The sequence below is a fragment of the Parageobacillus sp. G301 genome (genome assembly GCF_030268025.1).
GTDB lineage: Bacteria > Bacillota > Bacilli > Bacillales > Anoxybacillaceae > Parageobacillus_B > Parageobacillus_B toebii.
Window position 1 is genome coordinate 1 of record NZ_BSDB01000002.1, and the last position, 21,965, is coordinate 21,965.

General features: G+C 41.7%; 23 protein-coding genes, 2 tRNA genes and 1 rRNA gene. All 26 read right to left on the reverse strand.

Features of this window, described 5'->3' with window-relative positions:
- A 16S ribosomal RNA gene (locus QSJ37_RS08710) occupies window positions 1–60 on the reverse strand; the annotation flags it as partial.
- A gap of 289 nt (window positions 61–349) precedes the next feature.
- Entirely contained in the window at window positions 350–1,834 is a 1,485-nt protein-coding gene (lysS, locus tag QSJ37_RS08715) for a lysine--tRNA ligase (protein WP_012748852.1), read from the reverse strand.
- 89 nt (window positions 1,835–1,923) lie between these two features.
- Complete coding sequence (dusB, locus tag QSJ37_RS08720; protein WP_285754801.1) at window positions 1,924–2,925, reverse strand: tRNA dihydrouridine synthase DusB; 1,002 nt, start codon at window positions 2,923–2,925, stop codon at window positions 1,924–1,926.
- A gap of 17 nt (window positions 2,926–2,942) precedes the next feature.
- Window positions 2,943–3,164, reverse strand: coding sequence for a helix-turn-helix domain-containing protein (locus QSJ37_RS08725; RefSeq protein ID WP_285754802.1), 222 nt, complete (start codon window positions 3,162–3,164; stop codon window positions 2,943–2,945).
- Complete coding sequence (folK, locus tag QSJ37_RS08730) at window positions 3,116–3,643, reverse strand: 2-amino-4-hydroxy-6-hydroxymethyldihydropteridine diphosphokinase (RefSeq protein WP_285754803.1); 528 nt, start codon at window positions 3,641–3,643, stop codon at window positions 3,116–3,118. The genes QSJ37_RS08725 and folK overlap by 49 nt, the downstream gene beginning before the upstream one ends.
- The gene (gene folB, locus QSJ37_RS08735; protein WP_285754804.1) at window positions 3,644–4,024 is read right to left on the reverse strand and encodes a dihydroneopterin aldolase; all 381 of its coding nucleotides are present in this window, start codon (window positions 4,022–4,024) and stop codon (window positions 3,644–3,646) included. It abuts the gene before it with no gap.
- A complete protein-coding gene (folP, locus tag QSJ37_RS08740) occupies window positions 3,996–4,850 on the reverse strand; it encodes a dihydropteroate synthase (protein ID WP_285756085.1) in 855 nt (284 codons plus the stop codon). Before folP ends, folB begins: the two co-directional genes overlap by 29 nt.
- Before the next feature lie 3 nt (window positions 4,851–4,853).
- The gene (pabC, locus tag QSJ37_RS08745) at window positions 4,854–5,726 is read right to left on the reverse strand and encodes an aminodeoxychorismate lyase (RefSeq protein ID WP_285754805.1); all 873 of its coding nucleotides are present in this window, start codon (window positions 5,724–5,726) and stop codon (window positions 4,854–4,856) included.
- A gap of 4 nt (window positions 5,727–5,730) precedes the next feature.
- Window positions 5,731–6,309 (reverse strand): aminodeoxychorismate/anthranilate synthase component II, encoded by a 579-nt coding sequence (pabA, locus tag QSJ37_RS08750; RefSeq protein ID WP_285754806.1) that lies wholly within the window; start codon window positions 6,307–6,309, stop codon window positions 5,731–5,733.
- A 10-nt stretch (window positions 6,310–6,319) separates the two neighbouring features.
- Window positions 6,320–7,735 carry an anthranilate synthase component I gene (gene trpE, locus QSJ37_RS08755; RefSeq protein WP_285754807.1) on the reverse strand — a complete coding sequence of 472 codons (1,416 nt, stop codon included), beginning with the start codon at window positions 7,733–7,735 and terminating at the stop codon, window positions 6,320–6,322.
- Between the two features lie 112 nt (window positions 7,736–7,847).
- Window positions 7,848–8,774: a cysteine synthase A gene (gene cysK / locus QSJ37_RS08760; protein WP_012748844.1), complete on the reverse strand. Its 927-nt coding sequence runs from the start codon at window positions 8,772–8,774 to the stop codon at window positions 7,848–7,850.
- Window positions 8,775–8,851: 77 nt separating this feature from the next.
- Window positions 8,852–9,739 (reverse strand): Hsp33 family molecular chaperone HslO, encoded by an 888-nt coding sequence (gene hslO / locus QSJ37_RS08765; protein ID WP_285754808.1) that lies wholly within the window; start codon window positions 9,737–9,739, stop codon window positions 8,852–8,854.
- Between the two features lie 14 nt (window positions 9,740–9,753).
- Window positions 9,754–10,530: a type III pantothenate kinase gene (locus tag QSJ37_RS08770; RefSeq protein WP_012748842.1), complete on the reverse strand. Its 777-nt coding sequence runs from the start codon at window positions 10,528–10,530 to the stop codon at window positions 9,754–9,756.
- 98 nt (window positions 10,531–10,628) lie between these two features.
- Window positions 10,629–12,536, reverse strand: a complete 1,908-nt coding sequence (gene ftsH / locus QSJ37_RS08775; RefSeq protein WP_285754809.1) for an ATP-dependent zinc metalloprotease FtsH — start codon at window positions 12,534–12,536, stop codon at window positions 10,629–10,631.
- Window positions 12,537–12,630: 94 nt separating this feature from the next.
- Complete coding sequence (gene hpt / locus QSJ37_RS08780) at window positions 12,631–13,176, reverse strand: hypoxanthine phosphoribosyltransferase (protein WP_285754810.1); 546 nt, start codon at window positions 13,174–13,176, stop codon at window positions 12,631–12,633.
- Between the two features lie 21 nt (window positions 13,177–13,197).
- Entirely contained in the window at window positions 13,198–14,586 is a 1,389-nt protein-coding gene (tilS, locus tag QSJ37_RS08785) for a tRNA lysidine(34) synthetase TilS (protein WP_285754811.1), read from the reverse strand.
- A 124-nt stretch (window positions 14,587–14,710) separates the two neighbouring features.
- The gene (locus tag QSJ37_RS08790) at window positions 14,711–15,688 is read right to left on the reverse strand and encodes a serine/threonine-protein kinase (RefSeq protein WP_285754812.1); all 978 of its coding nucleotides are present in this window, start codon (window positions 15,686–15,688) and stop codon (window positions 14,711–14,713) included.
- Window positions 15,657–16,391 (reverse strand): VWA domain-containing protein, encoded by a 735-nt coding sequence (locus tag QSJ37_RS08795; RefSeq protein WP_012748837.1) that lies wholly within the window; start codon window positions 16,389–16,391, stop codon window positions 15,657–15,659. The genes QSJ37_RS08790 and QSJ37_RS08795 overlap by 32 nt, the downstream gene beginning before the upstream one ends.
- Window positions 16,392–16,454: 63 nt before the next feature.
- The gene (spoIIE, locus tag QSJ37_RS08800) at window positions 16,455–18,941 is read right to left on the reverse strand and encodes a stage II sporulation protein E (protein WP_285754813.1); all 2,487 of its coding nucleotides are present in this window, start codon (window positions 18,939–18,941) and stop codon (window positions 16,455–16,457) included.
- Between the two features lie 411 nt (window positions 18,942–19,352).
- A tRNA-Glu gene (locus QSJ37_RS08805) sits at window positions 19,353–19,424 on the reverse strand.
- Between the two features lie 5 nt (window positions 19,425–19,429).
- Window positions 19,430–19,506 (reverse strand) — tRNA-Met (locus tag QSJ37_RS08810).
- A gap of 229 nt (window positions 19,507–19,735) precedes the next feature.
- A complete protein-coding gene (locus tag QSJ37_RS08815; RefSeq protein ID WP_285754814.1) occupies window positions 19,736–20,134 on the reverse strand; it encodes a S1 domain-containing RNA-binding protein in 399 nt (132 codons plus the stop codon).
- Window positions 20,135–20,252: 118 nt separating this feature from the next.
- Entirely contained in the window at window positions 20,253–20,624 is a 372-nt protein-coding gene (locus QSJ37_RS08820; protein ID WP_285754815.1) for an FtsB family cell division protein, read from the reverse strand.
- A 19-nt stretch (window positions 20,625–20,643) separates the two neighbouring features.
- On the reverse strand, window positions 20,644–21,252 hold the full coding sequence (yabQ, locus tag QSJ37_RS08825) for a spore cortex biosynthesis protein YabQ (RefSeq protein WP_285754816.1): 609 nt from the start codon (window positions 21,250–21,252) through the stop codon (window positions 20,644–20,646).
- On the reverse strand, window positions 21,249–21,554 hold the full coding sequence (yabP, locus tag QSJ37_RS08830) for a sporulation protein YabP (RefSeq protein ID WP_003247459.1): 306 nt from the start codon (window positions 21,552–21,554) through the stop codon (window positions 21,249–21,251). Before yabP ends, yabQ begins: the two co-directional genes overlap by 4 nt.
- A gap of 128 nt (window positions 21,555–21,682) precedes the next feature.
- Window positions 21,683–21,955, reverse strand: coding sequence for an RNA-binding S4 domain-containing protein (locus tag QSJ37_RS08835; protein ID WP_285754817.1), 273 nt, complete (start codon window positions 21,953–21,955; stop codon window positions 21,683–21,685).
- Window positions 21,956–21,965: the final 10 nt, after the last annotated feature.

Below are 21,965 nucleotides of genomic sequence, written 5' to 3' on the forward strand. Positions count from 1 at the left end.
TTGCATGTATTAGGCACGCCGCCAGCGTTCGTCCTGAGCCAGGATCAAACTCTCCAAAAAGAAAGTTGATTGGCTTCTTTTCAGCTTCAGCGCCGACACCGCAAGGTGTCGCTCGCCTTCGCTTTTCGTTGTGGACGCTTCGTTTTGTTCAGTTTTCAAAGAACATTCTTTTTTAAAACGACCTTATTAATATATCATTTTAAAATTTTATTGTCAATCACTTTTTGCTTTATTCGTTTTTTCAAAAACGACGCTTATTAATATATCAATTATAAATATAAAAGTCAACTACTTTTTTTAAAAATCTTATGTCCCCTATGATTCTTTTGATCATAGGGGACATGATATCTTATTTATTACGCATTTGCGGGAATAACAATACGTCACGAATAGACGGTGAATTTGTTAATAGCATAACAAGTCGATCAACGCCAATACCTAAACCGCCTGTTGGCGGCATTCCGTATTCAAGCGCTTCAATGAAGTCCTCGTCCATCTCATGCGCTTCGTCATTTCCTTGCTCTCGCTCTTTCAGCTGTGCCTCAAAGCGCTCACGTTGGTCAATCGGATCATTTAACTCAGTAAATGCATTCGCGTGTTCACGACCAACAATAAACAATTCAAAGCGATCTGTGAAGCGCGGATCGTCTGGATTTTTCTTCGCTAACGGCGAGATTTCTACCGGGTGCCCGTAAATAAACGTTGGTTGAATGAGCTTGTCCTCTACTTTTTGCTCAAAAAACTCATTAACAATATGACCAAACGTCATGTGCGGCGCTATTTCAACACCATGCTCTTTTGCTAATTCTCTAGCCTCTTCATCGCTCATTTGTTTCCAAAAATCGACACCTACGTATTCCTTAATCGCATCTACCATATGAAGTCGTTTCCACTCAGGAGTTAAATCAACCGTATGCTCTCCATATTGGATTTTTGTCGTTCCTAATACCTCTTGCGCGATATGAGCGATTAAATTTTCTGTCAATTTCATAATATCGCGGAAATCTGCATATGCTTCATATAGCTCAAGCATCGTAAATTCCGGATTATGTCGAGTAGAAATCCCTTCATTACGGAACACGCGCCCAATTTCATATACCTTTTCTAATCCGCCGACAATTAAACGTTTCAAATGAAGCTCGATCGCAATCCGCATATATAATGGCATATCCAACGCATTATGGTGAGTGATAAATGGACGAGCTGCTGCTCCTCCGGCAATGGAATGCATCATCGGTGTTTCTACTTCTAAATAGCCGTGGCTGTCCAAGTAGCGGCGCATCGCTTGAATAATTCGGCTGCGAGTGATAAACGTATTTTTGCTCTCCGGATTCATAATTAAATCTAAGTACCGTTGACGATAGCGTTGCTCAATATCTTTTAGTCCATGGTATTTCTCTGGAAGCGGACGCAACGCTTTCGTTAAAAACTCATAAGAAGATACTTTAATGGACAGCTCTCCTACTTTTGTTTTAAATACTGTTCCATAAACACCGATAATATCTCCTAAGTCAGAAGTTTTGAAAAGCTCGTATTGCTCCTCACCAACTGTATCTTCACGAACGTAAATTTGAATTTGCCCCGTAACATCTTGAATATGGGCAAACCCAGCTTTACCTTTGCCGCGTTTTGTCATAATACGTCCGGCGACGGCAACTTTTATTTGTTTCTCTTCTAGCTCTTCTTTGGATAAATCCCCATATAAATCAAATAACTCTTTTGCTTTATGTGTGCGCTCAAACCGTTTTCCAAACGGATCAATTCCCATTTCTCTCAATTTATTTAATTTTTCCCTACGGACTAGTAATTGATCGTTTAATTCTTCATGACTCATATGACCTTCACTCCATTTAAAAAAGTTTTTATGAAAAATACTGCCAGCAACGGCTGGCAGTGAATAACCGCAATCTTTTATTGATCCATTTACACAGCCTGTGCATTCGCCTGTTCTTTGCTTTCTACTTCTTCGGCAAAGTTAAGTAAAAGGGTGGCAAGCTGTTCACGAGTGTCACATTCATTAATGGCATTGCGAATTTTTGCGTTACCGCGCACCCCTTTTAAATACCATGCCGCATGCTTCCGCATTTCTTTTACTGCAATATGCTCGCCTTTTAATGCAATGAGGCGATCTAAATGTAAAAGACATACTTCTATTTTTTCTCTTACCGTTGGTTCCGGGATTAATTCCCCTGTTTCTAAATAACGGACTGTGCGGTAAATCATCCATGGGTTTCCAAGTGCAGCGCGTCCGATCATCACGCCGTCCACGCCTGTTTCTTCAAGCATCCGCTTTGCATCTTGCGGTGTTTTTACATCCCCGTTTCCAATGACAGGAATATTCACTGCTTCTTTTACTTGTTTAATGATATTCCAATCCGCTTTTCCTTCGTACATCTGTACTCTCGTTCTTCCGTGAACCGCTACTGCCTTACCGCCAGCGCGTTCTACGGCTTGCGCGTTTTCTACTGCGTAAATATGATTTTCGTCCCAACCGATTCGCATTTTTACTGTCACAGGTTTTTCCACTGCATCTACAATGGCGGCAACTACATCATAAATCTTATTTGGATCTAAAAGCCATTTCGCACCCGCATCGCATTTCGTGACTTTTGGAACAGGACAACCCATATTAATATCGATGATATCTGCATTCGTATGTTTGTCGACAAATTTTGCGGCTTCTACAAGCGTTTCCTTTTCTCCGCCAAAAATTTGCAAACTCAATGGTTTTTCCCGTTCATCAATATATAACATGCTTAGCGTTTTTTCGTTATTGTACACGATCCCTTTATCACTTACCATTTCCGCATAAACAAGCCCTGCTCCAAACTCTTTTACCGTAAGACGGAATGCCGAATTGCACACACCGGCCATTGGAGCAAGAACAACACGATTTTTAATTTCTACATCGCCGATTTTAAACATCGGTTTACCCTCCTTTCTTATTCCCCGGGCTCTGAACGTGGCGGTGCAAGCTCTTCTACAGATATATTTAACCGTTCGGCAATTTGCTTTATTAATTGCTCTGACGGTAAGCGATTTCCACGCTCAACTTCTCCTAAAATGGATACGGATATCCCTAGGTCTTTTGCCAATCTTTCTTGTGTATATCCTTTCAGCTTTCGAAAAGCGCGAATACGTCTTCCCCATTTTTCTGCTTCCATACACGAACTCCTTCTTTGTCAGGTAGTCGATCTATGAGGCATGCTAAACGTTCGGAAATATTTAGAAAATGGATATCGTGATTTAATTCCAATAACGGAATCATAACAAACGCCCGCTCTGTCATACGCGGATGAGGAATGATAAGTTGTTCTGTTTCAATATTTTCATGATTATATAATAAAATGTCAAGGTCTAACGTTCGTGGTCCCCATCGTATTTCCCTTTTTCTCCCAAGTTTTTGTTCGATATTTTGCGTGACGTCTAGCAATGCAAAAGGAGAAAGAGTTGTATAAATTTTTATAACCATATTTAAAAACTTATCTTGATTCACATAACCGACCGGTTCCGTCTCATAAATAGATGAAGCAGCAGCGACGGAAATTTGTTCATGTCTATCCAACATTTTGACAGCTTCCCGCAAGTAATATAGGCGATCACCGATATTAGAGCCAAGGGCAATATATGCATAATTTTCCATCTAACGACCCCTTACAATTTCTACTGCTACAGATTCATAATGACCTTGAATGGGTGGATTTGGTTTTGTCACTTTAATCGTACAACGAGCAACGGTTGGAAAAGAAGATAAAATTTGCTCCGCAATCATCTCTGCTACTGCTTCGATTAACGAAAATCTCCTTTTCTCGACAATATCTCGGCAAATATCATACACTTCCGCATAATTAATGGTATCATCTAACCGATCGCTTTTTCCAGCCTTTTGTAAATCGGTTTCAAGAATGACGTCTACAATAAAGCGCTGTCCAAGCACATTTTCTTCGGGAAGGACGCCGTGATATCCATAAAACTCCATTCGATGAAGATAAATTTTATCGATCGTTCTCCACTCCTTTTCCAAGCATTGCATCCATCATTTTCGCCATTCGCGCAATCGGCAATACATCATGAACACGGACGATGTGAGCTCCCTTTACGATTCCGAGGCATACGGTCGCTCCTGTGCCTTCGACTCGTTCATTAACCGGTAAATCAAGAACATGGCCGATAAATCGTTTCCGTGATGTTCCCAATAGCAGCGGGTATCCCATTTTGGCAAATTCATCTAAACGCCGCATGATTTCTAAGTTATGTTCCAATGTTTTCGCAAATCCAATACCTGGATCTAAAATAATGTTTTCGTCTCTCACCCCTGCGCGTTTTGCGATTGCAACACTTTCCATTAAATCAGAAATCATGTCGGAAATTAAATCACGATACTGAAGATCATGACGATTGTGCATTAAAATAATCGGAACATCGTAAAAAGCGGCAACTTCTGCCATCTTTGCATCCGCTTTTGCTCCCCATACATCGTTAATAATATGCGCTCCCGCTTCGATCGCTTGCTTTGCAACTTCAGCTTTATACGTATCAATGGAAATAGGAACATCGATTTCTTGAGCGACTGCTTTCACCACAGGAATGACACGCCGCAATTCTTCTTCGAGCGATACCTTTTCTGCACCAGGACGGGTCGATTCTCCCCCAATATCAATGATATCTGCCCCATCGGCAACAAGACGTTTTGCATGCTCTACGGCACGATCGATATCATAAAACCGTCCGCCGTCAGAAAAAGAGTCTGGCGTTACATTGACAATGCCCATGATCATGGTCTTTTTCCGTAAATCTAACTCGTAATCCCCGCAGCGAAGTACAAAAGAAGCTGCATTTGTTGTAACCATCATTCATTCAATCCTTTCTGCTAACTCATGTCTTGTCCATAAAAATGGTGTGAAGCGCTTGTAATACCTTTGCAAAAATGAAGTAACAATCCCATCAGCACCTGGATAAGTACGACCATTCATTTGATAAATAGGGACGATTTCCTGAATCGAATTGGTCACAAATATTTCATCCGCTTGTTGCAGATGGTCAAGTGTATAAAAACCTTCCTCATATTCAATGTTTAGCACGTTCAACATCGCAATCACAAATTGTCTTGTTACTCCATTTAAAATTCCTGTATGAATCGCCGGTGTGTATACCGTTTTATTTTTTACCCAAAAAATATTGGAGACAATTCCCTCGGCAACATACCCTTGTTCATTCAAAAAAATGCCTTCCACATCGGTGCGGCTGCCGATTTCCCGTTTGCCTATAATATTATTCAAATAATGATGCGACTTTAATCGTTCTTTTCCCTCCGGGGTGTTTCGTTTTGTTTTTAGAACTGTTGCGATTTTGCCTTTTGCAAATGACGAAGATAAAAAAGGCTTCATATACATAATGACCGTCGGTTCATCATACTCACTCGTTTGCAAACCAATATCCCCGATGCCTGCCGAAATATTGAAACGAACGTAAGCATTTCGCAAACCATTTGCTTCTAACAGACGACGAAGTATCTCCATTACTTCACCGCGAGTAAAGGATTTGACAATATTCATCTCTCGCAAGCTATGATTTAACCGTTCCAAATGATCGTCTAGCAAAAACGGATGCCCATCATACGTACGAAACGTTTCAAATACACCAATACCATACAAAAAACCGTGGTCAAACGGCGAAATACGCGCTTCGTCTTTATGAACGACATCTCCATTGATATATACATACATACTGTTATCGAACCCTTTTATATGTTTGAATAAAGTTTTCCAACAGCTTCATCCCGTGACTCGTCATAATTGATTCCGGATGAAACTGAACCCCTTCAACCGGCAATGTTTTATGGCGAATCGCCATAATTTCGTTTTCTTCTGTCCAAGCGGAAATTTCAAAACAATCTGGCAATGTTTCTTTTTCAACAATAAGAGAATGATAACGAGTGGCCGTAAACGGGCTAGGAACATTGGCGAAAATGGTTGTTCCATCATGGAAAATTGGCGACGTTTTACCGTGCATTAAACGGTCAGCACGAATGACTTTTCCCCCAAATACTTGAGCAATCGCTTGATGCCCAAGGCAAACTCCAAAAATCGGAATTTTCCCTGCAAAGTATTCGATGGCTTCCATGCTGATGCCCGCCTCATTAGGAGTGCAAGGACCAGGCGAAATCATAAGAAAATCAGGGTTTAGTGTCTCTATCTCCTTAATCGTAATCTCGTCATTTCGTTTTACGATTAATTCTTCCCCTAACACGCCTAGATATTGTACTAAGTTGTATGTAAAAGAATCGTAATTATCAATCATTAAAATCATCGATCTCACCTCATGCTCTCAATAGTTTCTCTGCTTCGCTCAGCTCTTTTGCTTTCCAAAGGGCTGTCGCCTTTTTCAAACATTCCTGATATTCATGTTCAGGGTGGGAATCAATAACAATTCCAGCTCCCGCTTGCACATGAGCTATTCCGTCTTTAGCAATCATCGTGCGAATCGCAATATTGAATTCCATATCCCCATCGAAGCTAATCCACCCGATGGAACCAGTATATACACCACGACGTACCGGCTCCAACTCTTCGATAATTTCCATTGTCCGTACTTTTGGAGCACCAGTAATCGTACCGCCAGGAAACATTGCTTGTATAACATCAAATACATCTTTTCCTTGCTGCAATTTTCCCGACACATGGGACACAATATGCATAACGTGGGAATAACGTTCGATTGTCATCCATTCGTCTACTTTTACTGTACCATATTGGCATACACGTCCTAAATCGTTGCGCTCTAAATCGACAAGCATTACATGCTCCGCTATTTCCTTTTCGTTAGAAAGGAGCTTTTTTGCCAGTCGCTCGTCTTCTTCTTTTGTTTTTCCGCGTGAACGCGTTCCAGCAATCGGTCTTGTGCTAATGTCGCTTCCTTGTTTTTTGACGAGCAATTCGGGAGAACCGCTGACGATTTGAAACTCTGGAAAATGAAGATACGCCATATATGGAGATGGATTGATGATGCGCAGCTGCTCATAAATATGAAAAGGATGCACTAGCAGCGGCTTTGATTGACGCACAGATAAATTCACTTGAAATACATCGCCCTGGGCAATATATTGCTGTACTTTTTTAACCGCTTCGACAAACTCTTCTTTTGTCATCGAAACCGATTGGCTGACGTCTTTTGTTCGGAATGGCCATTGCACATCTTTTTCCTTCTCTTTGAGCCAACATGACTCATAAAAGGAAAGTCGCCGCTCCGCTTCTAATTCTTCTCCATCCCCATAATGAGTAATCATATGCAGCAACTGTTTTTGATGATCATATACGAATACATCGTCAAAAATTAAAAAATACATATGTGGAAGCTGCAAATCATCTTTCGCATACGAAGGAATTTTTTCAATATACCGTGCGCAGTCATAGCTTATATAACCAATCGCTCCACCTTGAAAGGGCAGTTCACTTTCCGAAGGAAGAAGCGGGAACTGTCCGAACCATTGTTTGAGCGACAATAGCGGATTTCCTTCATAACACTTCTTTTCATCACGATAAGAGATGAATAACTGATTTTCTTTTGTTTGGATGATACCCGCAGGAGTTAAACCAATAATACTATATCGTCCGCCTTGACCGCTTTCTAGCAGAGCATGATACGGCTCACCAGCGGCAAGCATCTTATATTGCCGAAACCAATCATGTTTCGAATAAGGAATCGTTCGCCTCTTTCTATTTCTCCATTTCCGCACAGCGATATCACTCCCTTTATTAGCCATGCATATTCTTATTGTACAATGAGTCGCGGAACATATCATTACAAAAAAATTTCGACAGGGGTCCTACCCTGTCGAAATAGGATGATTACTCCTCAAATTGATAAAGCGGTGTACTTAAGTAACGTTCTCCGTTACTTGGAATAATTGCCAGCACTTTTTTTCCTTTTCCAAGCTCTTTGGCGACCTTCAATGCAGCATGAATAGCGGCACCAGAAGAAATTCCGCCAAGTATTCCTTCTTCGCGAGCAGCGCGGCGAGCAGCGGCGAACGCTTCTTCTGTTGTAACGGTAATGACTCCATCATAAATGCTTGTATCTAAAATGTCCGGCACAAATCCGGCGCCGATTCCTTGAATTTTATGAGGACCTGGTTTTCCGCCCGATAATACTGGTGAATCAGCAGGTTCTACGGCATAAATTTTAATGTTTGGATATGTTTCGCGAAGCACTTGTCCTGCCCCTGTAATCGTTCCGCCAGTACCGACGCCGGCAATAAACGCATCTAATTGGTCGCCCATTTGCTCAACAATTTCTTTTCCAGTCGTTAACCGATGGATTTCTGGGTTTGCCTCATTCTTAAATTGTTGTGGCATAAAATAGCCATGCTCTCTTACTAGCTCTTCCGCCTTCGCAATCGCGCCGCGCATTCCTTCGCTTCCTGGTGTTAGCACTAATTCAGCGCCATATGCGCGCAGCAAATTGCGACGTTCTAAACTCATCGTATCTGGCATGACTAAAACCGCTTTGTACCCTTTTGCCGCGGCAACCATCGCCAATCCAATTCCGGTGTTTCCGCTTGTCGGCTCTACAATCGTGTCACCAGGTTTTAGTTTTCCGGCTTTTTCCGCCGCTTCGATCATCGCTAAGGCAATACGGTCTTTGACGCTGCTGCCAGGGTTCATAAATTCCAGTTTTAAATATACATCGGCACTGTCTTCATCAACAATGCGGTTTAATTTCACCGCAGGCGTATCGCCAATAAGCTCTGTAATGGAGTTTACTGTTCTCGCCATCTTTCCACCCCTAATCCCGATTAATTTTATCGAATTTGTTTAAAATGTATCAATTATTGATGGAATTGTCAATCATTTTAATTTTTTGCTTCCGCAAGCTGTTTTAATTGTTCAAGCTCTTCTTTTGTGAAATGATACGTTTCATTACAAAAATGACATGATGCTTCGGCATAACCTTCTTTTTCCATAATGTCTTGAATTTCTTGTGGACCTAAGCTAATAATCGCATCGGCAATTCTCTCTCGCGAACAGCGACATACAAATGCAACAGGAAGTGTTTCAAGTACTTTGACATTTCCTTTTCCAAGCAGCTCCTCTAAAATTTCTTCCGGCGTTAGCCCGCTTTCAACCATTTTCGAAACTGGAGGAATCGTTTGTAAACGCTGTTCGATTTGTTCAATCGTCTTTTCTTCCGTTCCCGGCATCAGCTGGATGATAAAGCCTCCTGCTGCCAATATCGTGTTGTCTGGATTCACAAGTACACCAACCCCGACAGAAGATGGAACTTGTTCCGAAGAAGCAAAATAGTACGTAAAATCTTCACCAAGTTCCCCGGAAATAATCGGCACTTGTCCGGTAAAGAAATCACGCAGCCCTAGGTCTTTCACAACCGTTAACATCCCGTTTTTTCCTACGGCTCTCGCCACGTCTAATTTTCCATGTTCGTTTAAATCAAAGTGGACGTGTGGATTTGTGACGTATCCGCGCACCTCTCCCTTGGCGTTGCTGTCGACCAAAATGGTGCCGATCGGACCGCCGCCATCAATTTTAATCGTTAATTTATCGTCTCCTTTTAACATGGCTCCCATCATGACCCCCGCCGTAATAGCCCGGCCAAGCGCAGCGGAAGCAGTCGGCCATGTTTGATGACGGCGCTGTGCCTCGCTAACGGTATCTGTTGTTCGTGCAGCATACGCTCTTACTTGTCCATCATAAGCTAAGGCTTTCACTAAGTAGTCTGACATACACACTCAACCTTTCATTGTTTTTTATCAACGTTTTTCTCGTATAAAATTTTTAATCCTGTCAGCGTCAAAAACGGATCAACAATATCAATCACACTAGATTCGCTGGCAATTAAGGACGCTAACCCTCCTGTTGCAATCACTTTTGGAGGAACAGAGCTTTTTGCTTTCATCCGCGAAACAATGCCCTCCACTTGCCCCACGTATCCATATAAAATTCCAGCTTGCATCGCACTAACAGTATTTTTCCCAATAATGTCATCCGGACGGGCAATTTCGATACGAGGCAATTTCGCAGCTCGCGCGAAAAGCGCTTCCGTGGAAATCATAATCCCTGGAGCAATAGCGCCCCCCATATATTGTTTATGTTCATTAATATAACAATACGTCGTCGCCGTACCAAAGTCGACAATAATGAGAGGGCTGCCATACAAGTGAATGCCGGCAACCGCGTTCACAATTCGGTCTGCCCCTACTTCTCGCGGATTATCGTATTTAATATTCAGTCCTGTTTTAATCCCTGGCCCGACGATAATCGGCTTAATATGAAAGTATTTTAAACACATTCGCTCAAGCGCAAACATAATCGGCGGCACCACGGAAGAGATAATAATACCATCAATGTCGGAAAACTGAAGCCCGACATGGTTCAATAACGCCTTGATCGTCATGGCGTATTCATCTTCCGTTTTGCCCCGGCTCGTTTCGATGCGCCAATGATGCTTTAATTCATCGCCATCATATACCCCTAACACCGTATTGGTATTGCCAACGTCTAACACAAAAATCATCGTTTCATCACCACTTCTCATAAATTGTTACTTCCTACATCATATCATATCTTGTTTTTACTCGGATAAAAAAAGATGTCCCTATAAAAGGAGACATCTTACTCATCTTTCTTTTGAATATTTATTTTGACGTCATTGTTATCCTCATTATTTTTATTGTCGTTGCCATTATTTGCATCACGGTTTGGCAATGTTCCATGTTCGAATAAATGTTTAATTTGTTCCGCATCTAACGTTTCTACTTCTAGCAACGTAGTAGCGATTAACTCCAGTTTATCACGATGTTGTGTTAAAATGTTTTTCGCCTTCTCATAACATTCTTTAATAATCCGTTGAATTTCTAAATCAATTTCATATGCAATTTTATCGCTGTAGTTTTGCTCATTGTGCAAGTCACGCCCTAAAAACACTTGCCCGCTCGGCTGCCCAAATTGCAATGGACCAAGCTTCTCACTCATTCCAAACTCGGTGACCATACGGCGAGCAATGTTCGTCGCACGTTGGAAGTCATTATGCGCCCCTGTGCTCACTTCGTTAAACACAATTTCTTCCGCAACGCGCCCGCCTAATAAACCGGTAATTTTATCTAACAAGTCTTGCTTTGTCATAAAATAGCGGTCTTCTTTCGGAAGCATAACCGCGTAACCACCGGCTTGACCACGTGGAACGATCGTCACTTTATGCACCATTTCCGCATTATCAAGCACCATACCAATGACGGTATGACCCGCTTCATGGTATGCAACAATGCGTCGCTCTTTTTCTGAGATGACGCGGCTTTTCTTTGCCGGTCCGGCGATGACGCGGTCTGTCGCCTCATCGATGTCGCTCATATCAATTTTCTTTTTATTCCGTCGCGCCGCAACAAGGGCCGCCTCGTTCAACAAGTTTTCTAAATCAGCACCAGAAAAGCCTGGTGTACGCATTGCAATCGCTTTTAAATCGACGGATTCATCGAGCGGCTTATTGCGAGCGTGTACGCGCAACACCGCTTCACGACCTTTCACGTCCGGACGGTCTACCGTAATTTGCCGGTCAAAACGACCTGGACGTAGCAATGCTGGGTCTAAAATATCCGGGCGGTTTGTCGCTGCGATAATAATAATCCCTTCGTTGCCGTTGAATCCATCCATCTCGACAAGCAATTGGTTGAGCGTTTGCTCACGTTCATCATGTCCGCCGCCGAGACCTGCTCCGCGTTGACGGCCAACCGCATCAATTTCGTCAATAAAAATGATACATGGCGCGTTCTTTTTCGCGGTTTCGAACAAGTCGCGCACACGTGACGCACCAACACCGACGAACATTTCTACGAAGTCGGAACCGCTGATGGAGAAAAACGGTACGCCAGCTTCTCCTGCAACCGCGCGTGCAAGCAACGTTTTCCCTGTCCCCGGAGGCCCAACAAGAAGCACTCCTTTTGGAATGCGGGCACCAAGTTCCACAAACTTCCGCGGATCTTTTAAAAATTCCACAATTTCCACAAGCTCTTGTTTTTCTTCATCCGCACCAGCAACATCGCGGAAACGAACTTTTTTCTTGTCGTCCGTATATAAGCGCGCCCGGCTTTTTCCAAAGTTCATTACCCGGCTGCCGCCGCCTTGCGCTTGGTTCAACAAGAAGAAAAACAAGATAAAAATGATGACAAACGGGATGATTGAAGTGAAAAAGGTGACCCATCCGCTCGTTTCATCCGCAGGCATTACTTCCACTCTCGTTCTTTTTGCTGCAGCATCAATACGGTTCAGCACCGTATCGCTGTTCATGACATAAGTGGAAAAGTATTGATCCTCACTGTACGTTTTGAGCTGTCCCTTTATCTCATACACACCGCGCTCCGGTTTCATGGAAAACGATTTAACATCGCCATTTTCTAAATGTGTAATAAAGGCATCGTATGTCATCGGTTCCGTCCGTTGATTGCTTCCGTTAAAGAAGCTGACTACACCGATCACAACGAGAAAAATCAATAAGTAAAATATGGTATTTCGGAAGATCCGATTCATCTCTTGCCTCCTCCCATATGAAACACACTATACTCAATAGTATCATAGAAAATTGTATAAATACAAACAATTCGCTAGCGGCTGAAAAAGCAAACTACTTATTGTACACTTCCGGTTTCAGCACTCCGATAAAAGGAAGATTACGGTATTTCTCACAATAGTCTAAACCATAGCCGACAACAAATTCGTCAGGAACAATAAAACCGACATAATCTGCTTGGATATCCGCCTTGCGTCCGGAAGGTTTATCTAATAAGGTAACAATTTTAATCGAGTTCGCTTTCCGATAACGGAATAAGTCGACTAAATAACTTAATGTTAAACCACTATCAATAATATCCTCGATAATTAAAATGTCACGTCCTTCCACAGAAGTATTTAAATCCTTTAAAATTTTTACTTCGCCGGACGATACCGTCGCGTTTCCATAACTGGACACATCCATAAAATCCATTTCTAAATATGTATCGATATGCTTTAACAAATCTGCCATAAACGGCATGGCCCCTTTTAGTACTCCGACGGCTAACGGAAAACGCCCTTCATATTCTTCCGTCAACAGCTTGCCTAGCTCCTTTACCTTTTCTTGAATTTGCTCTTCCGTAATAAGTACTTTTTGGATATCGTCTTTCATCCCCATCTTTCTTTTCCTCCTAGATGTTCATTGCTCTTTATAGTGTAATACAATGTAGCTTGCTTTTGTAACATCTGTTGCTTCAAAATTTGATTTTTTTAACTTCGGAACCCATAAAATATTTCCTTGCGCGTCTTCTACAATTGGCCAGCGATCCCTTTCATATAAAGGAATTTTCGCTTCAATGAAAATTTCCTTAATCTTCTTTGTCCCTTTTGTCCCTTTCAACGTCATCCGGTCACCAGCGCGGCGTGTTCGTACTCGTAACGGAAGACGAACCGCTTCCGGATCAATAATAAATACATCGTTTCCCTTCTGTTCTTTCGGATAGTGTTCCCAAAATTCACTAATGATTACATGCTTGTTTGGGAGGGGCAATACAGCTGGAATATCCAACTCGAATGCATAGCTTATATCTTCTTTTTCTTCCCGAAATGTAAACAAGCAACGGTCATAAGAACGAATGACTTTTAAGCCATGCGGAAAGTCTAATCTTCCTGAAGGATGGTCGCGATTTAAAAACGTAAATATATTATGGATATGTGCAGACGAAAGGGAAGAAGGGATGTCTTTATAAAGATAGTTCAATATTAGTTGAATCCCTCTTCTTTGTAAAGGTTTTGGCATTGCCTGAAACGGTTCAATTTTTAATGCAACCGTATCATGTTGTTTTTCCATTACTTTATTCATCGCGTCTTTCGCTAATTCCTCTAAAAACAACTCATCTTCCATCATCATTTCACTATACGATTGAAACCGCTCATGAAGACGCGGATTTTCTTTTTTTAAAAATGGAATAACATGGTGGCGAAACCGATTTCTCGTATAATCATCTTTATCATTACTAGCATCATGACGAGGAGTAATTTGATGTTGTCGACAATATGCATCAATATCTGCGCGGCTGATCGCCAAAAACGGGCGAATAATATATCCTCCGTAAAATGGACGCTTTGCCGGAATACCGGCATAGCCTTTGCTAGTACTGCCGCGCACAAGCCGCATTAAAATCGTTTCAACTTGGTCATCGCCATGATGGCCTAAAGCTAAATAATGTGCTTTATATTTTTTCATCAGTTCACCGAAAAAACGGTAACGGCATTGACGCGCCGCCTCTTGAACACTTAATTTGGACTCGCGCTGGAATGTCGGAACATCGATTTGCACCGCCTCACATATAATACCGCGCGCCGCGCAAAAATGTTTCACAAAATTCATATCTTCCTCTGACTGTTTACCGCGAAACATATGATCTACATGTGCGGCGATCAACCTGATATTCCATTCTTGTCGAATCGACCAAAAAAAATGCAGCAGCGCTAGTGAATCCGGACCTCCCGATACGCCGACAATGACCGTCGAATTCGGAGCGAGCAGCTCATGCTTTTTTATAAACTCGTACACTTCCGCAATCATTTCGGAAAAACCCTCTTTATAATAACGTAATTCTAAATTTCATCGTACCATTATTACAATATTTTCTCAAAAATCTCGCCCAATTATTTTATCAATAAATAAACATCATAACGATAAAAATTTGTCAAGGAAGTACTTGATGATATACATATATTGCGTAAGCGCATAAAAGTACGGCAACGATCAACGCTGTTTCCAACACTCCCTTTGTTTTGCTGCGTTTTCTTTTTTTATTTCGGCGTGTTTTTTGCGTCGTTCTTTGGGGAATATGTCGGTTGGAATGAGAATGATAAGAACGCTGAAGAGCAGTCAAAAAGTCTTGTTTCATTTCGGAAGCTCTTTTATACTTCCCATCAATCGCTTTCATCAACACTGTCTGATATATCCGCAACGTATCATCTGCCTGAATGATGGAGAGTAGCTGACGGCGTCCATCTCCTTTCCTCTCAAATTTGATGGGATAACAAGCTTGGATCATGATCATCGCCACAGCAAATAAATCATATGAAGGCTCTGCTTTTCGTGACCCCACCCCCCAGTAGCCTCGATCGTAAAATTCGGTAAACTCTTTAACAGCTCTTCCTTGCAACGTTGTTCCTCCCACATCAAGAAGACGGACCGTCGGCGGCGGACCTGCAACTAACAAGTTCTCTGGCTTCAAATCACCAAATACCCATCCTTCTTGGTGAATCTGGTCAAGGGCAGATAAAAGCTGTAGCAAAAGAACAACCGCCCACTCTTTTCCACGTTTTCTAATAAACGTAAAAAAATTTTCTCCTTTGATATATTCCATCACATAAAAAGGAATCGTTTTATTCATCAAAGGATTTACCCAGTCATCAACATCTAGTAAAGAAGGTCCAAGGGCAACTCCCTGGACCTTGGAAAATCGACGTAATACATTGACCTCTGATGTGATCGCCGCGCTATTATCGCTTAACTTTAAAGCAACAAGCCCCTTCGTGCTTTCCGCCAAATAAACGACCCCGTTAGCTCCATTTCCAAGCGGTTTTACCAGCTTGTACGAATGGCGGTGCCACTTTCCTGTCACGACCGTCCCTAGCGGAAGGTTACATAGATTCTTCAAAGTATGATTCATCATCACGAATCAAACCCCTTAACGACCGCTTTTTCTCAAAATACGTTAATGCTTCGCGCAAGGCCGGTCCTGTCGGTGTCAATCCTCCCGATGTTAATTTTGGAAAAACAGTGGAAAGCTCCTCTATTTTCGGCGTCCAGTCAACAATTTTTTCTACATTTCCTCGTTTCCCCGGAAATACAAACACGGCGAAACGATTATCACCGATACGTGCATTAAGGCTGAGGGACAAATCAAGCAGTGCCTCTTTCACCGTCGGCAACTTCGTTTTCATACTCCCGCTCGTATCTATTAATATTAAAACTTCTAATTCCACTGTTTCTCCAAGTTCATCGACGACTTCCATCACCTCTCCTCGTTTTTCCGGAGGCAAATCTTCAAGCGACACGTCCGATCCTAATATTTGCTTCAATTCTCTATTCACGACACCTTGAAGCGTTTGCGTCATTGCCTTTCTCGTTACCATTTGCACCGTTTGAGACAGCTGTTTAGCATAGACAACTTGGCTGATTCCACCTCCCGATAAAGCGATCCCTTCAATTTCACGCAATCCACTTTCATCAATCGTATCTTGGTCAAGAACACCGATCACATTCACCGTAATCCCTTGTTCTTTTGCCAAAGAAGCCATAGCAATCGGGTCTTCGCCATGATTGGAACAGCCATCCGTAATAAGCAAAATCTGCCGCAACGTTCCTTTGCGCATCTGATCTTCCCCTCCTCAGCTAATGTATTACAAGCATCGCCGGAGGATGGGGATTTTATACCATTATTGCGCTTTTTTTGTATACATATAAGCTGGAATCGTCGCCCATTTTGGTGTGTTATGCTTAATCTTCGCAACGACTACCGTCATGTCGTCTTCAATTCTTCCAGAACGGCTTCGGATCACTTCTTCCATAATTAAGTCTGCCACTTCTTGCGGGTCGTTCGTTTTCAATTCTTTAATTTTCCGCTTCATCCATAAATCATAATTTTCTACGTGAGGCGGCCCTTCGAACACCCCATCGCTCATCATAATAAGCAAGTCCCCCGCCTTTAATTGTTCACTGACAATCTCAAAGTCCGCTTCTTTAATAATTCCGATTGGCAAATTGCTTGCCTCAATTTTCATAACTTTATCCCCGCGTTTGACAAAACTCGGCGTGGAACCGACTTTTAAAAACTTCGTGACAGCGTTTTGCAAATCAATAATGGCTAAATCTAATGTAGAAAACATATCTTCTGTCGTCCGCAATGATAAAATGGAATTAACGGATTTAATGGCAATAGATTCATCAATCCCTGTTTGTAAAATTTCTTGTAAGAGACGCAGCGTTTCATTGCTTTCGTTATGTGCACGCTCTCCATTTCCCATTCCATCACTGATCGCAATCGCATATTTTCCTGATCCAAGTTCAATCATGGAATAGCTATCGCCTGAAACAAGACCGCCGCCTTTTGCCGCAAACGCCACGCCTGTTTCTACGACGAACGCTTTTGATGAGCCGAATGCTACTCGGCAATAACCGTTCGGGTAAGCGGCGCATTCCTCGCGTTTTACCACAATCGTTTCTCCTAAAATATCGGATAGCATCGGCGCAATTAATTTTTCACATTCGCCGCGGCCTTCACAATATGGAATACTCATTTCAATATCGATATTTCCTTTTTCTAAGCTATAAATATCAACATGTCCGATTTCAATACCGAATTCTTGCAAGGCGTGAAAGATTTGTTCCTCCTGCAAATAATGATTTTCACGCTCCCGCTGAATTTCCTTTGCGAAATCTTCCATCACTTGCGAGACGCCCAACAGTTGTTCGGCAACCAACTTTCTGCTTTCATTCATTTGTTTGCGCAGTTTGCGATTCGCTTGATAAAGTGTCACGTCTTTTTCGATCATGTCGACTACTTTGCTTGCTTTTACGCAATGGCTGTCCCATTCTCGCAATAGTTTATGGTTATGCTCCAAAATTCCCGCATCCGCTTCTAGCATAATTTGCTTCATATATTCATATGTTGTATCAAAGTTGTATGACCAACATTGTTCTTTTTTAAAGCAAGTTTGGCACGTTTTTTCCGTAATATCGCTTAAAAAGTAATCAATTTCCCGTTCGCTATAATCTTCAGAAGAAGTTAGACTCTCCGTTGAAAAACTATTGGCCAGAGCTTGAAATACGTGCGAAAATTGGGAAACGCGCTGTGCGGTCACATCGCGAATTTTGCGGACATACTGCTGCTGTTCATTGGCATATTCTGCTGTACCAGGAATAAGTTTTGCGATTTTTTCCGTTAATGAACGAGACGTAAATGCAAATAGAATTATCGCCAAGAACGACTCCATCACTGTTGGGACAATTTCCGCTTTACCGCTCCCATATAAGCCAATCAGCAAGGTAGCGATGAGCAATCCGAAAGACACGCCGGCTTTCTTTCCTTCTTTTAATAAACCTCCTAAAAGACCAGCAAACGCTAACAAACTCATTTCGTATAAATTACCGATGTTTGCTAAACTTAAAATAAGCCCTGTTACTACTCCTACTGTAGAGCCGATCGTCCCTCCTGCCACAAACGCAAAAATTAACACAAGATAGCGGGACATTACATGTTCAAGCGAAAGTCCATAGAACGTCCAACCGATCATCCCCGTTAACATCGACGCAATTAAAATAATGAGCGAAATAATTTCTTCAGCTCTTAACGCTTGTTTATATTTGCGAATCGTTAACAACGGGATGCTTTGAATAAAAATAAGTGTCAATACAAATGCGAGTCCCGCTTCGACAAACGCCATCATTGCTTCATATAACGTCCTATTTCCTAACAAATAATAGAAAATGGCTAATTTTGTAGAAAATGATAGACAAAATACAACAAAAGGCACCATTTTTAACGACTCACTAAAAAACTTCCTTATAAATGCGCTTACAACTAGGAAACCGAATATTCCGACAAATGTAAATATCGTTGCCTCAAACGATAGAGTAAGTGAACCTGCAAGCAATGCAATAAATGCTAATGCTGCTTTATCGCGGCGCAACATATAAACAGCGGCAAAAAACGGCAAGGCAAATGGAGTTAGCTTGGATAGAATAAGAGCTCGTCCAAGCAGAAAACCGATAATAAGAAGAAGAAACCCCTTATGGATAAATAAATGTCCGACTCGCAATTTCACATGGCGCACCCACCGCGACAACACAGCTTGTGTCTCATGAATAGGCACTTCTGAAAATTGATTCATAACCCTTCTTTCTACTCTTTCTACTCTTTCCACTCCGATCCCACTCCTTTGTTTTTCTGTTGCTCCTATTATACATTTCCAATAGTCAAAAGTTTGTCAAAAAAAGAAAAGCAACCAAAAAAACCGTTCGACGTATTTCTTGCTAACATGCCATAAGTTCACATTGAACTATCCCCACTTACCGGCTAATGACGGTGGAAGTGGGGGATTCTTGTTTCCTTTGGCTGTTGTTGCTCAAAGGTCCCAAGAACCTCCTCCGTTCATTTATGATAGAAGAAGAACGTTTTTCAACTATTAAGATTACTAAAAAAACAAAAAATGCCGATTCATCCCCCATCTATGCGCTGCTTAGAGGCAGGGGCCTTCTCGGCAAAAAAAGATAAATTCCCAAAAACATAAAAAAACGAGGGCGCCTCTCTTTCGAGAAACGCCCTCGTTTTTTAGTGACCCGTACGGGATTCGAACCCGTGTTACCGCCGTGAAAGGGCGGTGTCTTAACCACTTGACCAACGGGCCTCATATGGTAGCGGCGGAGGGAATCGAACCCCCGACCTCACGGGTATGAACCGTACGCTCTAGCCAGCTGAGCTACGCCGCCACGCAACAACATTTCTTATAATAATGATAAAACATGTTATTGTCAATAGCTTTTCTATAGGAAATATATTAGAAAAATTTGTTGTGAAACAATATAAAAAATTCCGCATACACGAACGGCAAAACATATCTGCCTTTTCGCTTAAATAAGAAAAAGCATCCATCACCGTGGATGCTTTTTAGCCGTTATTCATTCATCTTATAATCAATCTCATACATTCAGCAGCAAGTTACCCACGTCTCGCGCCACGACCTCCCCGCTTTGATTCCATATGGCGTCTAAGAGATGCTAGACGATCTTCACTTTCTTTAAGAAAGCGGCTGATTTTTTGTTCAAAGCTTTCTGTTGCGGCTCGATCATTGGCCTTATAGCGTGGACGCTGCGAAGGTTGCGTATCTTTTGCTTTTTTAATGGATAAACCAATTTTTCCATCTTTCTCTACGTTAATGACCTTGACATTAACGATATCTCCAACTTTAAGATGATCATTAATATCCTTTACGTAATTATCTGCTACCTCACTAATATGAACTAGTCCAGTTACACCTTCTGGCAGCTCCACAAACGCTCCGAATTTCGTAATCCCCGTTACTCTGCCTTGTAACTTGCTGCCTACTTCAATTGACATAAAAAAAGTGCTCCTCCTTAAAAAACTTTCAAAATTATTTTCTTTATTATAACGAATGTAAAAAACAAGTGTCAATAAGGCGAGCGCCCGAATTTATCGAGCATCGTAAGACAAAAGATTATTTTTCAGGGACAACAAAAATAATCTCTCCATCCTTCGATAAATAATATTTTTTTCTCGCTAACTCAGCGATATATTCATCATCATGCAATTTTTTAATTTCCTCTTTCAGGTGTTTTTGCTGTTTTTCGAGCTTGTCTAACTGCTGCTCAAGCTGCTTTTTATCTGCTAATTTCGCTTCAATGTCTTTTGATTGAGAGTGGAGGGTGTAAAAAAATATCGAAGATAGCGCTGCTAATACAACGCTAAAAAACGTAAAACGAACGACGGCGATTCGTCGTCTTCTCGATGCTTTCTCCCTTTTTTCTTCCTGAGCTGATATGTACGAAGATTGTAACTTTGTTACATTTGTTTTATGCGGTACGCTCACTGTTTTCACACCTCCACCCTTACTTTCGCCGTTTTATGAGACTATCTTTCATATTCTTCACTTGGCGAATAATTCCTGCTAAATAGCTGAAAATTTTTTCTAGCGGCTCTTTCCAATGTTTTGGAACTCCTCTCCAAATCATAAAGCCAATCCAGCGAACCGGAGCAAATAATATCTTTACGCATTGATACAAAATATGAAGGAAAGAGAAAAATAATTTCCATACAAAAAACGAAAGTGCCAATAATGCTTGAAAAAGCAATTGAATCGGGCGAACGATGAAATAATAGCACAACTGAACAAAAAATCGGTATAACCGCACCGCAAACCAAATCGCCCATTCAAGCACTTTTAAATATATCATACGAAACAAACTTTGATAAGCAGCATATCCGCATAAAATCGCTAGAAAAATATAAAAGCGCAGCTCGCCTTCATTGACGAGCAGTAAAACGTAAAAAATAATCAAACCTTGAACAATCCAAAATAAAATATCATTAATAAAAACGATCCAATGGGCGCGGTCCTGTCGTTGTAAAAAACGGTTATACGTATCGAGCGCGGCGCCAAGCCAGCTGCCCATTCCGATCATCGCCAGCATTGTCGCCAGCTGCGTCGTTAAACTCATTTGAACAACTTGCTAAAGAATCCTTTAGCCTTCTCCTGATGGTCATCTAAATAAACAAGGTCAAAAATTCTCCCTTTAATCGAAACGACCCCTTTATCCACGTCTAAGTTTTTCATTTGCAAATTTTGTCCGCGAATCGATAAAAATCCCATCACCGTTTCAAGCAAAAATTCCTCATTATCAAAACTTTCCACTTGCTTTACTCCCGTAATATCAAGGAGTCTTCTCCCCCGCATAATGACGTCATGCTCTTGGACAGGACCTTTATTCGTATTGCCTCCAAAATCATAATGTTGGCTCATGTTCATCCCCCGCATTCATATTGAAATCGAGTCAAATGAGAGTCTATTTCCTATCCGCGTTTGTACCATATGTATGAATGCAGGGGAAATTTTAGAACAAGCCTATCCGTATAAATTGAAGCTATCCATTACTCTTTCATCGCGGCATCGATCTGTTCTTCTCGAATCACTTCATACAAACTAGCCGCTTCCTCTTTTTTTGTCGTTTCCTTCAAATCAGTCACTTTCACCGTTAGCTTCTTCTGTCCGAATTGAATCGTTAATTCATCGCCAACTTTCACTGTAGAGCTTGCTTTCGCAACGGCGCCGTTAATCGTAATACGCCCTTGATCCGCTACTTCTTTCGCTAATGTGCGGCGTTTAATAAGACGGGAAACTTTTAAAAATTTATCTAAACGCATATACGTCTCT

What these genes read in the sequence shown, in the direction of transcription:
- QSJ37_RS08770 (WP_012748842.1), bottom strand. Translation starts at nt 10,530, where the DNA reads ATGATTTTTGTGTTAGACGTTGGCAATACCAATACGGTGTTAGGGGTA.
- yabQ (WP_285754816.1), bottom strand. Translation starts at nt 21,252, where the DNA reads ATGAGTTTAACGACGCAGCTGGCGACAATGCTGGCGATGATCGGAATG.
- cysK (WP_012748844.1), bottom strand. Translation starts at nt 8,774, where the DNA reads ATGGCGAGAACAGTAAACTCCATTACAGAGCTTATTGGCGATACGCCT.
- hpt (WP_285754810.1), bottom strand. Translation starts at nt 13,176, where the DNA reads ATGGGGATGAAAGACGATATCCAAAAAGTACTTATTACGGAAGAGCAA.
- QSJ37_RS08795 (WP_012748837.1), bottom strand. Translation starts at nt 16,391, where the DNA reads ATGCGCAAAGGAACGTTGCGGCAGATTTTGCTTATTACGGATGGCTGT.
- yabP (WP_003247459.1), bottom strand. Translation starts at nt 21,554, where the DNA reads ATGAGCCAACATTATGATTTTGGAGGCAATACGAATAAAGGTCCTGTC.
- QSJ37_RS08725 (WP_285754802.1), bottom strand. Translation starts at nt 3,164, where the DNA reads ATGGAAGCAGAAAAATGGGGAAGACGTATTCGCGCTTTTCGAAAGCTG.
- tilS (WP_285754811.1), bottom strand. Translation starts at nt 14,586, where the DNA reads ATGATTGCGGAAGTGTACGAGTTTATAAAAAAGCATGAGCTGCTCGCT.
- QSJ37_RS08790 (WP_285754812.1), bottom strand. Translation starts at nt 15,688, where the DNA reads ATGATGAATCATACTTTGAAGAATCTATGTAACCTTCCGCTAGGGACG.
- folP (WP_285756085.1), bottom strand. Translation starts at nt 4,850, where the DNA reads ATGGTTACAACAAATGCAGCTTCTTTTGTACTTCGCTGCGGGGATTAC.
- pabA (WP_285754806.1), bottom strand. Translation starts at nt 6,309, where the DNA reads ATGATTTTAATGATTGATAATTACGATTCTTTTACATACAACTTAGTA.
- folK (WP_285754803.1), bottom strand. Translation starts at nt 3,643, where the DNA reads ATGGAAAATTATGCATATATTGCCCTTGGCTCTAATATCGGTGATCGC.
- ftsH (WP_285754809.1), bottom strand. Translation starts at nt 12,536, where the DNA reads ATGAATCGGATCTTCCGAAATACCATATTTTACTTATTGATTTTTCTC.
- dusB (WP_285754801.1), bottom strand. Translation starts at nt 2,925, where the DNA reads ATGTTTAAAATCGGCGATGTAGAAATTAAAAATCGTGTTGTTCTTGCT.
- QSJ37_RS08815 (WP_285754814.1), bottom strand. Translation starts at nt 20,134, where the DNA reads ATGTCAATTGAAGTAGGCAGCAAGTTACAAGGCAGAGTAACGGGGATT.
- hslO (WP_285754808.1), bottom strand. Translation starts at nt 9,739, where the DNA reads ATGTCAGACTACTTAGTGAAAGCCTTAGCTTATGATGGACAAGTAAGA.
- QSJ37_RS08835 (WP_285754817.1), bottom strand. Translation starts at nt 21,955, where the DNA reads ATGCGTTTAGATAAATTTTTAAAAGTTTCCCGTCTTATTAAACGCCGC.
- lysS (WP_012748852.1), bottom strand. Translation starts at nt 1,834, where the DNA reads ATGAGTCATGAAGAATTAAACGATCAATTACTAGTCCGTAGGGAAAAA.
- pabC (WP_285754805.1), bottom strand. Translation starts at nt 5,726, where the DNA reads ATGTATGTATATATCAATGGAGATGTCGTTCATAAAGACGAAGCGCGT.